This is a genomic window from Nibrella viscosa, assembly GCF_039541875.1.
GTDB lineage: Bacteria > Bacteroidota > Bacteroidia > Cytophagales > Spirosomataceae > Nibrella > Nibrella viscosa.
On record NZ_BAABHB010000004.1, the window covers coordinates 222,913 to 237,989 of the forward strand.

The 15,077-nt window shown below is 55.0% G+C and carries 10 protein-coding genes; 2 read left to right on the top strand and 8 right to left on the bottom strand.

Annotated elements, in window-relative coordinates:
- Positions 1–45: 45 nt before the first annotated feature.
- The 6 genes from ABD931_RS12655 to ABD931_RS12680 all read right to left on the bottom strand — a co-directional run bounded on the left by ABD931_RS12655 (position 46) and on the right by ABD931_RS12680 (position 7,478).
- Entirely contained in the window at positions 46–507 is a 462-nt protein-coding gene (locus tag ABD931_RS12655; protein WP_345267605.1) for a thioredoxin family protein, read from the bottom strand.
- A 383-nt stretch (positions 508–890) separates the two neighbouring features.
- A complete protein-coding gene (locus ABD931_RS12660; protein WP_345267607.1) occupies positions 891–4,079 on the bottom strand; it encodes a PAS domain-containing sensor histidine kinase in 3,189 nt (1,062 codons plus the stop codon).
- Positions 4,080–4,235: 156 nt separating this feature from the next.
- A complete protein-coding gene (locus ABD931_RS12665; RefSeq protein ID WP_345268009.1) occupies positions 4,236–4,361 on the bottom strand; it encodes an ATP-binding protein in 126 nt (41 codons plus the stop codon).
- Positions 4,313–6,001: an ATP-binding response regulator gene (locus ABD931_RS12670; RefSeq protein ID WP_345267609.1), complete on the bottom strand. Its 1,689-nt coding sequence runs from the start codon at positions 5,999–6,001 to the stop codon at positions 4,313–4,315. Before ABD931_RS12670 ends, ABD931_RS12665 begins: the two co-directional genes overlap by 49 nt.
- Before the next feature lie 140 nt (positions 6,002–6,141).
- Positions 6,142–6,471, bottom strand: a complete 330-nt coding sequence (locus ABD931_RS12675; RefSeq protein ID WP_440590445.1) for a HAMP domain-containing protein — start codon at positions 6,469–6,471, stop codon at positions 6,142–6,144.
- A gap of 170 nt (positions 6,472–6,641) precedes the next feature.
- Complete coding sequence (locus ABD931_RS12680; RefSeq protein WP_345267611.1) at positions 6,642–7,478, bottom strand: Cif family virulence factor; 837 nt, start codon at positions 7,476–7,478, stop codon at positions 6,642–6,644.
- Between the two features lie 345 nt (positions 7,479–7,823).
- Between ABD931_RS12680 and ABD931_RS12685 the strand changes: the two genes are divergently transcribed.
- Both ABD931_RS12685 and ABD931_RS12690 read left to right on the top strand, forming a co-directional pair.
- The gene (locus ABD931_RS12685) at positions 7,824–10,277 is read left to right on the top strand and encodes a TonB-dependent receptor domain-containing protein (RefSeq protein WP_345267613.1); all 2,454 of its coding nucleotides are present in this window, start codon (positions 7,824–7,826) and stop codon (positions 10,275–10,277) included.
- 31 nt (positions 10,278–10,308) lie between these two features.
- Complete coding sequence (locus tag ABD931_RS12690; protein ID WP_345267615.1) at positions 10,309–11,715, top strand: serine hydrolase; 1,407 nt, start codon at positions 10,309–10,311, stop codon at positions 11,713–11,715.
- Positions 11,716–11,719: 4 nt separating this feature from the next.
- Here ABD931_RS12690 and ABD931_RS12695 read toward each other — a convergent pair whose 3' ends face one another.
- Both ABD931_RS12695 and ABD931_RS12700 read right to left on the bottom strand, forming a co-directional pair.
- Complete coding sequence (locus ABD931_RS12695) at positions 11,720–13,297, bottom strand: hypothetical protein (RefSeq protein WP_345267617.1); 1,578 nt, start codon at positions 13,295–13,297, stop codon at positions 11,720–11,722.
- 172 nt (positions 13,298–13,469) lie between these two features.
- Complete coding sequence (locus tag ABD931_RS12700) at positions 13,470–15,062, bottom strand: RagB/SusD family nutrient uptake outer membrane protein (RefSeq protein WP_345267619.1); 1,593 nt, start codon at positions 15,060–15,062, stop codon at positions 13,470–13,472.
- Positions 15,063–15,077 lie beyond the last annotated feature (15 nt).

Genomic DNA, 15,077 nt, shown 5'->3' on the forward strand with positions numbered 1-15,077 from the left:
AAAAGCCCCGCTGTGGGCGAGGCTTTCTGATCCGGTATCGGGCGCTTACAGGGCTGGGGCCTTTACCCCTTTGCCAATAGAGAGTAGTTCCTGAGGAGACCGGTAGCCGATGACTTTCTTCAGGACGCGGCCGTTGCCATCGATGAAGAACAGGGTCGGATAGGCTTCAAGCGGATACATCTGGGCAACAGAAGGGCCTTCGCCTTTCTCCATATCCATCTTTACGTTGATAAACTGCCGGTTGAAGTAATCACCTACTTCTTTTTTGGTGAAAACATTCTTCTGGAGCAGCTTGCAGGGACCGCACCAACTGGCGTAGGCATCCAGAAAGATCACCTTTTTCTCGGCTTTGGCTTTCTTCAGGATCGCAGCCCACGAGGCTTCGGTAAACTGAATACCGGCGTCTTCGTCATTTTTTTTCTTGTCATCGCCGGCTGCCACCTGGCTAATACCAATACCAACCATTAACCACATCAACACCATCGGCAGCCAAAATGTCTTTTTCATACGTATTGAACGGTTTTGAGTTAGATAACGCCTGAACCGGAGCTTTTCGTTTGCCAACCAGCCAGTTTACCGGCTAAATTAAACAGGATCTGCGTAGGATACAAAAAAAGTGAGAATCCGCCTGGCCGTCAAGAATAAGTGACTCCGCTTTTTAGTTGATTTTAACGCAGCAGCAAGTATTTTTAATGCAATCTCAATGTAGTGTACCCCGGCAGGCTGTACCTTTGTTATGTTCATTTAGCCGTTGCCCATAAGCAACTCAGGTTTGTCGAAAACCTGCCGTAACCAGAAACATAGATAGTTTTCATAACGTTGAGTAAATCAGACAACCCGCCGTCCCTGACAGCGGGTTTTGTTTTTTTCTGTACCCCGGGCCGGGGTTACTAATCGGGTAAGATGATGGTAAAGGTACACCCCTGGTTGGGAATGCCGGAGGCAAAGATAACACCACCGTGGTTCTCAACGATCTTCTTGCAGATGGCCAGGCCAATGCCGGTGCCTTCGTAGTCCTTCTTGTTGTGCAGCCGCTGGAAAATGGCGAAGATCTTACCCGCAAAGCGGTTGTCGAACCCAATCCCGTTATCGGTGAAGGTGAGCTGGATGTAGCGCCTGGCCCTCGGCATATTGAACTGACCTACTTCTTCGGCGCTGAGGTAGGTGCAGGAGATGTGAACTTTCGGCGGTACGCCTTCCCGGGCAAATTTCAGCGAGTTGCTCAGCAGGTTCTGGAATAGCTGCCGGAACTGCGAGGGTACTATGTTGCCCACCGGCAGTTTGTCGGACTCTACTACGGCATGCTGTGCGTCAATCCGGTGTTCGAGCGTCTGCAACACCTCTTTCAGAATAGTTTGCAGGCTGTAGGGCTGAAACGATACATCCCCCGCAATCATGGATACGGACAGAATATCGTTGATCATCAACTGCATTCGCTGCGATGAATCGATAATTTTAGAGAGCGCGGCCTGCCCGTCGGTGCTGAGGTTGTCATACTGGGTCACCATCAGCCGGTCGCCGAAGGTCGAGATCTTGCGGAGCGGCTCTTTCAGGTCGTGACTGGCAATGTAGGCAAACTCTTTCAGGCTGGCGTTGGACTGCTGGAGCTGCAGCGTTTTCTGGAACAGGTTCCGCTCCATATCTTTCTGCTCCGAAATGTCGAGGGCGGCCCCCAGCACCTGCTGAACCCTGCCTGCTGGGTCTTTCTTAAACACTATTTCCCGCACGAGCATCCAGCGCCAGCCCAGTTCTTTGTGCCTCATGCGGCATTCGTACTGGTACCTATTGTTTCGCCCGCCTTTACTGTCGATAGGGTGCCGGAGGTCGGGTACTTTACCGGCATCGTCGGGGTGGTACAGTACCGACCGGAACGAGTCGCCCATGTCGAGAATCTCGTCGGCGGTATAGCCCAGCACGGATGTAATCTCCTTGTTGACGTACACCACCTGCTGTTTGGTCAGATCATACAGGTACAGCATGGCGGGTGAGGCATCGGCGATATGCTCGATAAACAGCTCCTGCTCTTTGATACGCTGCTCGGCTTCTATGGTTTCGGTCACGTCCAGGGAGATATTGAGCACATGCTCCACCTGCCCTTCCGGGTTGCGGTCGAAAATAGTGCCGTAGGTATGAAACCAGCGGTAGTCGCCGTTGCGGTGCCGCATCCGGTAGGTAAACTCAACAATCAGATCGTTGGCACCCGTTTGGTTGGCTTCTTTCAGGGCTTCGGCATTTTTCTCCATAATCAGGGCGGCATCATCCGGGTGGATGAGGTTGGCAAAGAAGCGCACATCCGAGTTTAGCACTTCCTGCGGATCATAGCCCAGCAGTTTTTCCAGCCCCTGGCTCACAAAGGTGTATTTGCCGGTATGGAGGTTATACGACGCGATAATGGAGGGTGTGGCGTCGGCAATTTTCTGGATGAAGTTCTGCTTTTCCAGCAGGTTTTTCTCCGTAGTTTTCTGGAGCGTGACATCCTGCCCGGTACCCACCATCCGGATTATTTGCCCGGTTTTATCCAGCACCACTTCGCCTTTAGCGTGGAGTACCTTTAGCGTACCGTCGGAAATCAGAACCCGGTGGTAAAAATCGTTGGGCTGGCCGGTCTCCAGCGATTGTTTTATGTGCTGGTAGGCCAGATCACGGTCGTCCGGATGAACAAGCTCCAGAAAACGCTCGAAGTTTATGCGTTCCGATTGCGGTTCCAGTCCGAAGATCCGGTACATCTCATCGGACCAGCTGACATCGTTGGCGGCCACGTCCCAGGTCCAGTTTCCGATGTGCGTAAGGGCCTGAGCCTGTTTAAAGAGCGCTTCGCTTTGCTGTAGTTGCTGCACCATGCGATGGCGTTCTGTGACGTTCATCAGGGTGCCTTTCATTACCGGTACACCGTGTTCAATGGCGATATTGCCCCGCGACCAGATAATCCGTTCACCTTTGTCGGTCAGGTAACGGTATTCGCTATCGTACCGCCCCTGATTTTTAACGGCTTTTTCGATGGCCTGCTGTACCTGTTCCTGATCGTCGGGGTGAATTTTCGCCAGAAAGCTGCTCAGTCCCTCGCCATCCTGCATGTTCAGAATCTTCAGCACCTGGGGGGTATAGGTGGTCTTCATGGTGTGCAGATTCCATTCAAAGCTGCCCAGTTCGGCCAGCTCCTGGGCTTCCAGCAGTTGCTGTTCGCGATAGGCCAGTTGCTGGGCGGTTTCTTTTTCGTGGTCAATATCAAATGCAATGCCGATCACCTGAGCCGGACGCTGCTGCTCATTGCGCCGGAAAACGGTCTCGTAATTGCGCATCCAGCGGTAGCGGCCATGCCGGTCCTTTACCCGAAACTCAAACGAGTACACCTCCCCGTCTTTGGCATCGGCCAGTACCTGGGCGTGTTCGATGCCCCGCGCCAGATCGTCGGGGTGAAGGAGCTTTGCCACCAGCTCACCATTCATCTGGTGCAGTTCGTCGTGGGTGATGCCCAGAATCTTCTCCAGGTTTTCGTTGGTGTAGACCTCTTTTCGCTCCAGCAGGTCGAACACAAAAATGATACCCGGTGAGGTGTTGGTGATACGCTCAATGAAGTGCAGATGCTCGTTGATCTGCCGCTGCTGGAGGTTGAACAACGTCTGGAACGACTGAACCTCCGACTCCATTATGTATTCATCAAACTCACTGATAATGGCCAGCGAGGTGGCCAGATCGGTAGTGTAGAGCGGCAGAAATTTGTAGAGCGTCTGCTTCCGGACATAGTTGATCTGCGTAATATCGTCGGCTACGATCTGGTTCTGATTGATGACCGGAAGCTGGTTTGAAACCCACTGCTCAGTGGCATCCCGGATCTGATCGGTGGCCCGGTTCTCGGCAAAATATTGCAGAAACTGGCCCGTAGTCAGTTTGGAGAACGCAACCAGCTCTTCTTCCGGCATGGTTTCAAAATAAGTTAACAGCCGGTTGTTCAATAGCCGCAACCGCCGGATCTGTTCTCTGACGAAGGCGTCCAGATGTTGGTTGATGATAAACGCTGCGAAGTCCGGCAGGTGGGTAAAAAGCAGTTTGGCGGATTTGATTTCAGCAGTAGGTGACACGGGCTCTATAATTTACAGCGTAAAAACCGGAATATACATAAAAAGCCGGAAAGACAGTCCCGGCAGGAATTATACAATACTGGGTTTAATTTTTGCTTTATTCAAGTAAAGTTTATCACAAGGGAAAATAGGGGAGTTGCCGTATTCATTTCACCATCAGGTCGTTTCGGCCACGGCTTCCGGCAGCGTGATAATAAAGGTAGCGCCCTCGTTGGGCCGGCTCTCGGCTTTGCTCATACCGTTGTGCTTGTTGATGATCTTTTTGCAGATAGATAAGCCGATGCCCGGATGTCGAGGGCTTTGTTTTTCAGGGGCTTCTGCAGGAAGCTACAGGCACCGGGCTGCATGGCCAGCATCCGGTTTTCTTCACCCGAGATCAGGTGTACCGGAATATGGCGGAAATTAAGGCCGTTTTTGAACAGGTCCAGTATACGCCAGCCGCTGGCATCGGGCAGTTTTACATCCAGCGTTACGGCTACCGGCTTGTAGCTGTTGACCAGGTTCAGGACTTCGCCGAACGAGGGAGCCACCACGGCCATCAGGTCTTTCTCGTGCGCCTTCTCGATCATGATGCGGGCAAATCGCACGTCGTCTTCCACGATAAGCACCAGCCGGTCGCCGGGTGCGATACTGCTGCGGTCGTCGCCGTTCTCGCTGATGTGGTCCAGATCCCGCTCCGGCAGCTTCACCGTCGGCACCGATTGCAGCGGGGTATTGTCGTCGCCCTGCGCCAGTTGGTACTCGCTGAGGGTAATGGACCTGGCCTCCGGTTTGGTGTGCGCCGGATTGTAGTGTAGCGGCAGGAAGAGGGTAAAGGTGCTGCCCCGGCCCGGCTCGCTATGCAGCTCAATGGTGCCGCCCAGCGGTTCGGTCAGGCCGCGGCTGATGGAAAGCCCCAGACCCGTGCCGCCATATTTTCGGCTGGTAGAGCCTTCGGCCTGCAGGAAAACCTCAAAAATGATGTTCTGCTTGTCTTTGGAGATACCAATGCCAGTGTCTTTGATTGCAAAGGCAACCACGCGGTCGGCTTTGTCCAGTGTATGATTGCCGGCTTTCCAGTTGCGGCCGGCTTCGTAGATGGTCAGCCGGACTTCTCCTTTTTCGGTAAACTTAAAGGCGTTGGACAGCAGGTTTTTGAGGATCTGGTTGAGCCGCTGCGCATCAGTCTCCAGGTTCTCCGGCACCCGCTCGTCGAGGTTGATGCTGAAACGCAGGTTCCTGGCGTCGGAGATGTGCTTGAAGGTGGTCTTCACAAAGCTAATAATCTCGCGGAAGCGCACCTTGCCGAAGTCGGTGGAGATGTAGCCGGATTCGATCTTCGACAGGTCGAGGATGTCGTTGATCAGCTGGATCAGGTCGTCTCCGCAACTGTGGATGGTTCTGGCGTAGCGCACCTGCTTTTCGCTCAGGTTGCCGTCGTGGTTCTCGTAAAGCTGCTGCGCCAGAATGAGCAGCGAATTGAGCGGAGTCCGCAACTCGTGCGACATATTGGCCAGGAACTCCGACTTGTACTTGGAGGTAAGCTGCAACTGCCCGGCTTTTTCTTCCAGCAACCGCCGGGCTTCTTCCACCGCCTTGTTCTTGGCTTCTACCTCGTCTTTCTGCTTTACCAGCAGCGGAGCTTTGTCCTGGCGTTCTTCGCTGGTGCGCCGGAGCTTCTCGGTCAGGGATTGCGACTGGGCCAGCAGTTCCTCGGTCCGGGAGTTGGTCTCGATGGTGTTCAGCACGATCAGCGCAAATTCTTTGTTCATAGCCACATCGGCCCCGTAGGCATAGGCCGACACCAGCTTCAGCTTTTTGTTCCGGAGGTCTTCGTCCTGTTTCAGGATGTAGAACATCCCCTGCTGGGCGTTTACGACCTGCGCCAGTTCGGACAGAATCCGGCGGGTTACCGTATTCAGGTCTTTCTGCCCCTGGAGCATCTTGGTAAATTTGGCCAGGTTCGATTTCAGCCAGTCCTGCTCCTAGTTAAGCAGGGTGGTGGTGCGAAGGTTGGCAATCATCTTGATGGTATCCTTCAGTGCTTCCACCTCGCCTTTGGCATCAACCCGGATGTTACAGGTCAGGCCCCCCCCTGCACCTGATTGGTCAGGTTGGAGGCCATCATGTTTACCGAGTCGGTGAGGTCTTTCCAGGTACCGGCTACCCCCTGCACTTTGGCCTGCCCGCCCAGTTTCCCTTTCGTTCCTACCTCGCGGGCTATGCGGGTTACCTCAATGGAGAACGAGTTGAGCTGCTTTACCATGCCGTTTATCTCGCGGGCAATCTGGGCAAACTCACCCTGTATAATAGGGGCGCCAATTTGCTGCGGCATTTCCTGCGAGAGGTCGCCTTTGGCCACCGACGAAATTACGTTCGCAATCTCAATGGTGGGGTGTACCAGGTCGGAGATAAGCGTGTTGACCGACTCGACACCGGTAGTCTACCGCCGGCTTAGGTGTCTTGCCGTCGCTTTTTATATGATTATCCATGAAAGCGCAACTTGCGATTGGTAAAATTATAAGGCGCCGGAAGGATAGTCGGTCCGGTTAATAATTTTACGCAGAGCGTCACAAGGGCAGTTTACGGCGTTTTCGACGTTTCGTTCAGCACTTCCAGCACCAGCCGCCAGCCGTTTCCGATCTCGTGCTTCCAGATACGCAGGTAGCCGCCCTCGCGGCTCTGCCCGGATTGGTAGAGGCCGTACACATAGCCTAAATCACCCGACAACGCAACCTGACCATCGATGGGTTTGAAACGTAAGGGTAATTCTGTCAGCAAAAGCTGCCGAATGGCCGGGGCCGATACAAAGGGGAACTGATTAGGCCGGTACAGCCGGGCTTCCTGACTGAGATAGGGCAGATAGGCAGGAGCGGCACCCCGAGCCAGGATCTGATCGGCCAGTTGAAGTTCAAGCCGGAGCAAATCATTGATCTTGTCGGAGGATGCCTGACTCTTGATGGCCGTCAGGAGTACGCTGTCGGGTATACGTTCGTTGGACGGGGCCGGGTGCTGCACGCCTGCATCAATCAGAAAGCGCAGGCGGTTGTCGGGGCGCTGGGTGCTCCAGACCGTGTTATAATGGCCGTGTGCCACCCGCTTGCCGTCGACCTCCACGTACCAGGGCCCGGTGGTGTAGCCCATATCACCGGAGCGGGACGCATCGGCAACCGCCGGCCCCCAGATGAGTTTGGCCGGTGATTCGGGAGCCTGTTCCCAGTACGGTTTGGCCGGCGCTGGTTTGCCATTGACAAAGACAATGGCTGAATCGGCCATGTAGGTCAGAAAAGCCGTTTTGGTAGTTGTTTCCAGGGCTTTCTGCGCGAAGGCTCGTTCGGCGGAGACGAAGGCTGCCACCCGAGGTTGCGCAACGGCCAGCAGGGTAGTAAAAACAAGACAGAGCGTAGCGAATAGCTTCATAGAAAAGACAGCAATAGCATAATCATGTGATTCGGCCGGCCCTGTATAAATCGTTTTGGGCAGCAGGCCCGCCTAAATTACATAGGCAGGGGCGATTTCCATACCAGTACCTACCCCGTTTGCCCCCCTTATACGGACGAGTGGAAAAATCCCTCCACAAACGGTATCCGTAGTGTGCAACGCCCACTCGTCCAGACCCGCTCGTTACCCGGTCCTGATTTCACATGCTTATGCGATTGATGCGCGTGGCGTTAACGGCCAACTTTGCATCAGTCAAAAACACAACGAATCAGCACTATCCACACCTCAAAGTACATGAAAACGTTTTTCACATCTATCCACATCATGACACGTAAGGCAATGAACGGCTGCGCCAGTCTGATGCTCCTGATCAGCATCGGACTGGTCGCGGGTCCGGCGTTTTCCCAAACAGCCGTTACCGGAACTGTCTCCGGTGAAGTGCGCGACGCAGCCGGTAAGCCGCTGGAGTTTGTTACCATGCTGCTGGTGCGGACCAAAGACTCGACGCTGGTCAAAGGGGCTATCAGTGATGCCGCCGGGCGGTACATCCTCGAGAATGTAGCGGCCGGCTCGTACCGGGTGGCTACCTCGCTGGTGGGGTATCAGAAGGTGTTTTCGGCCGCTTTTACCATCGATGCCGATCACCCGACGGTTACCGTACCGAGTCTGGTTACCCAGGAAGACGCTAAGACGCTAAGCGAAGTGAAGGTAACGGCCAAGAAGCCCTTTATTGAGCAATTGGCGGATAAAACAGTGGTGAACGTCGAAAACAGCATCGTAGCCAGTGGCGGCAATGCGCTGGAGGTGCTGGAAAAAGCGCCCGGCGTACTGGTCGATTCACAAAACGACCGCATCAGCCTGAAAGGCCGCGATGGCGTGCTGATTATGATCGATGGCAAACCAACGTTTCTGTCGGCGGCTGAAGTAGCCAATCTGCTGCGCAACACGCCCAGCTACAGCATTCAAAGCATCGAGATAATCACCAACCCCTCGGCCAGGTACGATGCCGCCGGCAACTCCGGGATTATCAACATCAAAATGAAGCGGGGCACTAATCAGGACGGCACGAACGGTAGTGCCTCACTGGGTGGCGGCTACGGCCGCTTCCCGAAAGCCAATGCCGGCCTGACGCTCAACCACCGGCAGGGCAATTGGGCGCTGTTCGGCAACTACAACTACGACTACCGCGAAGGCTTCGGTACGGTCGATGCGTACCGGTACTTCAAAGAAGGCAACTCGGTGCGGAACAAAGGCTACCGGCCCAGCGAATTCGGGGGCCATACCTTTAAAACCGGTGCTGACTACTTTCTGGGTAAAAAGAATACCTTCGGGTTCATGCTGAACGGTATGATAAACGCCAACCGGGCGCAGATCAACAACGACAACTACCTGTACGATGCCAATAGCGTCCTGCAAAGCCTGCTTACGTTGGTTAATGCCTCCAGGCGAACCATGCAGCGGCTGGCGGGTAACGCCAATTACAAGCATACGTTTGACGGTAACGGTAAAGAGCTGACGATGGATCTGGACTACTCGCGGGTCAACATCAATCCCCGCGATAACATGATTACCCGGACGTTCAACGCGTTAAACGAAGAAACGGCTCCGGCGCTGCTCCAGCGGAATACCACCCAGTCGGAGGTAAGTATCCGGGCCGGTAAGCTGGATTATGTACACCCGCTGGGGAAAGGCGCTAAACTGGAAGCCGGCTGGAAAAGCAGCTTCGTGACCACCGACAACGATGTGAAATTTGAGCAGCAGACAGCCGGCAACTGGCAGATCGATCCGAACCGGACCAACCAGTTCGTGTACAAGGAAACCATCCACGCGGCTTACCTGAACGGCAGCAAAGACTGGGGGAAATGGTCGGTACAGGGCGGCCTCCGGATGGAGCATACCCATTCGGTCGGTAATTCGGTTACCATGAACAAGGTGGTAGACCGGAGCTATACCAACCTGTTCCCGAGCGCTTTCGTGACGCAGAACATCAGCAAAGAGCACCAGCTGCGCTACTCCTACAGCCGCCGGATCGATCGGCCGAGCTACCAGGATCTGAACCCGTTCATCTATATCATGGACCCCTACACCTATAGCCAGGGTAACCCGTTTCTGCAGCCGCAGTACACCAACGCGCTCCAGGCTGCGTATACCTACAAAGGGGCCACTAACATTAGCGTGGGCTATAACCGCACCCTGGATGTGATTACATACATGCCGGAGCAGAACGATGAGACCAAAGTGACCCGGCAGAGCGTCATTAACCTGAATACGCTGCACAATTACAGCCTAAGCATCGGCTTCCCTGTGACCATCACCAAATGGTGGACCATGCGCCAGAGCATCGACCTGTTCTATAACAAGTACAATGCCGAGTACCTGAACCAGAAACTCGACTACAGCCGCTTTGCCGCTAACCTGACCATGAACCACAGCTTTGTGCTGCCCAACGGGTTTACGGCCGAACTGTCCGGTTTTTACAACTCGCCCGGCGTTTACGGTATTCTGAAGCCGATGAGTATCTATGCCGTGAACATGGGGGTGCAAAAGAGCTTCTGGGATAAAAAAGCCAACCTGCGGGTCAACGTCAACGACATCTTTTTCACGCAGAAGTTCCGGGGCGTAATCGACTACAGCAACCTGAATCTGCGCTTCATCAGCACGGGTGAGACGCGGGTGGTCCGGGCCACATTTACCTACAACTTCGGGAATCGCAACATCAAATCGGCCCGCCAGCGCCGGACCAGCGTAGAGGATGAGCAGGGCCGCGTCGGACAATAAGGATTCACTAACTTTTTAACACACCATAGCCATGAGACAAATTATTGCTGCCGTCACGAGCCTGACTATGCTGGCCTTGCCTGCTATGGCTCAGCAGAATCTTAGCCCCCGCATCGATTCCATTGTTCAACAGTTTATGCAGAACCGCCAGTTTTCGGGTACGGTGCTGCTGGCCAAAGGTGACCAACTGCTATACCACAAAGCCTATGGCCTGGCCGACCGGGAGAAAGGCATTGCCAACCAGCCGACTACGAACTTCAATATCGCTTCGGTGGGTAAAACCTATACAGGGGCGTTGGTTTCGCTGCTGGCTTCGCACGGGAAAATTGACCTGCAGCAACGCTTCCGGCACTATTTTCCGGAATTCAGCAGTCCGAATCTGCCCGATAACCTGACTATTCATCATCTGCTGACGCATACGGGCGGTACCAACAACTACATGGAGCACCCGGATTTTGAAGCCAAACGGCGCAACCTGAAATCCATTAATGATGCCATGCCCCTGGTGACCAGTATGCCGTTGAGTTTCCAGCCGGGCGAGCGGTACGAGTACTCCAACTCCGGATTTGTGGTGCTGGGCAAGCTGATCGAAAAGGTAACCGGTCTGTCGTATCCGGAGGCTTTACAGACGTACATCTTCAAACCGGCCGGTATCCGGAATTCGTACCTGCATTACCCGGCTACGTTTAATGCCCCGGCCGAAGCGGTGCCGTATTATGTGTTCTCGCAAAAGAGTTTAGTTAATGCTACTGAGGATGAGTTTCCGCCCTTCTCCGACGGCGGTATGCAATCGAACGTAGCCGATATGTGGCAGTTTGGTAAGTGGCTGCTGAAACAGCCGGCAGCCGTAACCGGACCAATCTGGACCCAGCATGTGCCGGCTCCCCATAACTATGGGTACGGCTGGAATGTGGAAACACGTTACGACCGAATGACCGTTGGCCACAGCGGGGGCGGGCATGGGTTCTCCACAGATTTCCGGATTGTACCCGTTGCTGGCTTCATTGTGGTGGTCATGGCGAACAACCGCACTAATGTTCGCGACATCACGAAGGCCATGCTTGATCTGGTATATACCGGCACCTGGAAAGGGCCGAAGCCATACACTTCCAGTCTGTTGCTGGACGCGATTGACCGGCGGGGCTTTGCGGCCGTGAAAGAGGAACTGGCCCTGGCGCTGCAACAGGGAAAGGCACCCGGTCAGCGCGACTGGATCGGCCTCATCGATGCACTCAGCCAATTGAAGCGGCAAGAAGATGCTCTGGCCCTGGCGCAACTGGCGGCTGCTCACCTGACCAAAGAAGGCTGGCCGCTGAACATTGCCGGTGATCTGTACCGGCAGATGGGCCGCAAAGACCTGGCTAAAGAGTACTTCCAGAAGGCGCTGGCGCTGGAACCAAACAATACCTGGACAAAGGCGCAATTGGAGAAGCTGTAAGCGGCTACTGCTTCTGAATGCGTAACACCATATCGGCCAGCGGTTTGGGGAAGGTTACCCGCTTCTCGCCATGGCCGTGGGTAAAGTTTTCGACCTGCTCGATCTGTCCCGTAGCGGTATCCATCCACTGCGCCGTGTAGGTGCCCCTGGGCAGGGTAAGAACCAGCTCCGTTGTTCGGGGGCTTACGCTTTCGGCGTAGACGATAAACTGATTGGTTTGGTTGGTTAACGTTTGGGTATGCATCAGGCCGGGTGCCGCTTTCACAAGCGATGCGTCCGGCCTGAGCCGTGGCAGGTCGAGCGACTCCAGGAACTGCTTCAGCAAGGCGAAGTGCTGCCGCAGGCGCGGACTGCCTCCGCCGGGTGCCTGATAGGCTGTATCCTGCCCCTGCTCCGCCCCAACCGAAAACGAGTAATCGAGGTGGTTGAACAGGCCCCCGCCGGCCAGCATAAACCGCCAGGCCTGACGTCGGTAAGTATGATCGTTTGAGCCGGCAAAGCCTGTTTCGTTGAAGCCGATGACCTTATTGAGGTGGTAGTTCATAGTTACGGCTTCGGGATGGGCATAATGGAAGTTGAAAATAGAAACGTTTGGATCCGGGTCGGTAATGGGGTACCGGAAGTTGCCGATGTTTTGCGAAATGAGGTGCTTTTTCGGGAGTTTGGCCTCTTCCTCCGTAATCCATTCGGCCACGCGCCGTTGCCAGTCGTTGGCCCGCTGAGCCACTACTTCCAGGGCGGCCCGCCATTGACCGGTTTTCATATCTTCGGCCGGAAAATACTCGTTCAGCGTCAGCACCGTATCTTTCAGGTCGGCCCAGGGCTCGTTCTGAATTTCATAATACAAGTTATCAAAGCCATTCAGTTCCCGCACAATCTTCCTGACGTATTCCTCCTGAAACGCCAGGATATTGCCGTTGTTGGGTGTGTTCACATCCAGTGGGTTGATGTCGTCGGTGTAGCTGATGTTATTATCCCGGTTGAACGGCGAGTGCGCCCAGCCGGCACCGTAGTACGATGAAAACAGCGTAATCTCCACCACGACATTATTGCGCTCAGCTTCCCGCATGAAATCCTTCAAACGGGTGAAGTACGCATCATTCCATCTGTTCAGGTCAAACTTATTGCCGCCCAGGGCAAAACCCGGCTGGGTACTCCGGCTCCAGGGCAGGATAAGGCGATCCGGGCTCGGAGCCAGGGTGTTTTTGGCAATGCCAAATGCCCCCTGCTTCTCAAAATACGCGCCGGTAAACACTCGGGTTATATTCAGCCCATCGCGCCCCAGCGTTTGCAGGTAGGTTTTATAGTCGAAGTCCTGATTAATTACCGCTCCGTAATGCTCACCTGACCCCACCAGTACGGTCGGTTTGCCTTTGAACTGAAAATAGTGCGGGTTTTGCGGCAACAGCCGCAGGGGCTGGGCAGAAAGGGAAGAGGCAACAAGGAGCAAGAACAGCAGAAGCTTACCTCCATTCCGAATCGCTGTTTGAGAGGTTAATTCGTCCAGACCAGGCTGTAGTTTGCCTACAAAGTTGCGCAGGTTCTTCTGAGCGGGTTGCGTATTCCCCAAGGTAGCTTTCAACTTTTGGGGCGATGTATTCCTATTACTGATAACGGTCATTCGTTAGCGCTTTGGCGAAATTTACTTAATCGTTCCCACACATTCAATAACCAGCAGGATAGATAAACGTATCATGCCGTGCCACAGGCGGTTTTCCTCTGCCGGCAGGGCATGATACGTTGGCTGCAATTGCTTATCGGGCGTTCGGATTCAGGTCTGTTTCGCGGGCCGGGAGGGGCATGGCAAACCGGTCGCTTTTCCAGTCGAGAGGCTGCTCACCGGCGCGGTCACCCGGCGGAATAGGCAGGCTCAGGGCCTGCAGGTAGTATAGCCGGTCGTCTTCAAAGGCCAGTTCGCGCATGCGCTCCACATGAATATCGTCTTCGGTCAGCGTAGTGGCCGTAAGGGTCGGTATACCGGCCCGTCGACGTACGACATTGATGTCATCGGCGGCTCCGGCTTTATCGCCTTCGCGGAAGCGGATGATGGCCCGCGTCAGGTACAGTTCGGCAATGCGCATCAGCGGCAGACTGAACAGGTTATTGTTTGCCGGTGCGTTCAGGCGGTTCCACTTATTGGCCCATACGTAGGTGCGGGTGTAGGAGGTGAACTCCGAGCGCGGATCGAAACCGGCCGGAATGGCCCGCCAGAGTTGCGCCAGCCGTTTGTCCGGGTGGTTGATCATAAAGTTGGCCTGGGTGCCCAGGGTAGCTGGTGGCCGGTTGGCCGGTACGCTCGTGATCGTGAATTGGTCGGGTGTCCAGCCGGCGGCTTTCAGGAACGCGTCGGAGGCCGAAATAATACGTCCGCCGTTGATCTGCGTGGCGTTGCCCCGTGCCGTAAAGCCCATATATGCGCCGGCGGGTGAGCCTTTCCATTGCTGCTGCGCCGTATTGTACTGGACATACTGCCACACCACTTCTCTGCCTTTGGCGCCTAAGCCGGTTTTGTTCCAGGCCTCAATGGGGTCTTCGGTCAGCGGGTAGCGCCCGGAGTTAATGAGGATGTCGGCCTGCTCTTTAGCTTTTGCAAAGTTCTTCATCTGGAAATGAACCCGCGCCAGCAGGAAACGGGCGGCATCGCGGGTGGCCCGGTCCTGGTATTCGGTCGGGTCGCGCTGTGGGTTAAAGGTCTCCGGCAGCAGCTTAACGGCCTGGTCGAGGTCGGCCAGCAACAGGTCGTACACCTGCTGCACCGTGGCGCGGCCGGGATTGGCAAACGGCTCCTTCGATGGTTTGGTGTTCAGGATTATGGCCGGCGCACTGTTGTTGGCCCCGTAAGCCGGCGCATGCATCCGTACGAGCGTAAAATACACCCACGCCCGCAGGAAATAGCATTCGCCCACCAGCCGGTCCGTCCAGGTTGGGCCGTACTGATCTTTAAACGGACCATTCTTCTCCACCCAGCCGATCACCTCGTTGGCCAGAGCTACGGCCTGGTAGGCTCCCAGCCACATGTTGCCGTAGTTGGAAATGTCGTTGCGGTTGTTTTTGCGGGCGTAGAGGTCCTGCGACCAGTCGTCGGTTACGCCGGCGGTATGCAACAGGCCCAGATCGGAAAACAGAGCCTCGTGGGTAAACTGGAGGCCGTGCAGTCCCCGGAAGCCTTCGTAGCCGCTGATGCCGTAATAGGCCCCGGCCACCAGGCGTTCCAGGTCTACGGTGCTGCCCCACTGGTCGGTGGCAATATTGGTTTGCTGGCGGGCCGAGTCAAAAAATTTCTCTTCGCAGGCGGTGGTGCCGGCCAGCAGTAACAGACTCAGTACACTGATTTTTATCGCTTTCATAAGGTAGTTTCGTTA

Excerpts from the sequence above, each read along its gene's own strand:
- ABD931_RS12655 (WP_345267605.1), bottom strand. The coding sequence starts at position 507 with ATGAAAAAGACATTTTGGCTGCCGATGGTGTTGATGTGGTTAATGGTT.
- ABD931_RS12670 (WP_345267609.1), bottom strand. The coding sequence starts at position 6,001 with ATGCTCCAGGGGCAGAAAGACCTGAATACGGTAACCCGCCGGATTCTG.
- ABD931_RS12685 (WP_345267613.1), top strand. The coding sequence starts at position 7,824 with ATGACACGTAAGGCAATGAACGGCTGCGCCAGTCTGATGCTCCTGATC.
- ABD931_RS12700 (WP_345267619.1), bottom strand. The coding sequence starts at position 15,062 with ATGAAAGCGATAAAAATCAGTGTACTGAGTCTGTTACTGCTGGCCGGC.
- ABD931_RS12690 (WP_345267615.1), top strand. The coding sequence starts at position 10,309 with ATGAGACAAATTATTGCTGCCGTCACGAGCCTGACTATGCTGGCCTTG.
- ABD931_RS12680 (WP_345267611.1), bottom strand. The coding sequence starts at position 7,478 with ATGAAGCTATTCGCTACGCTCTGTCTTGTTTTTACTACCCTGCTGGCC.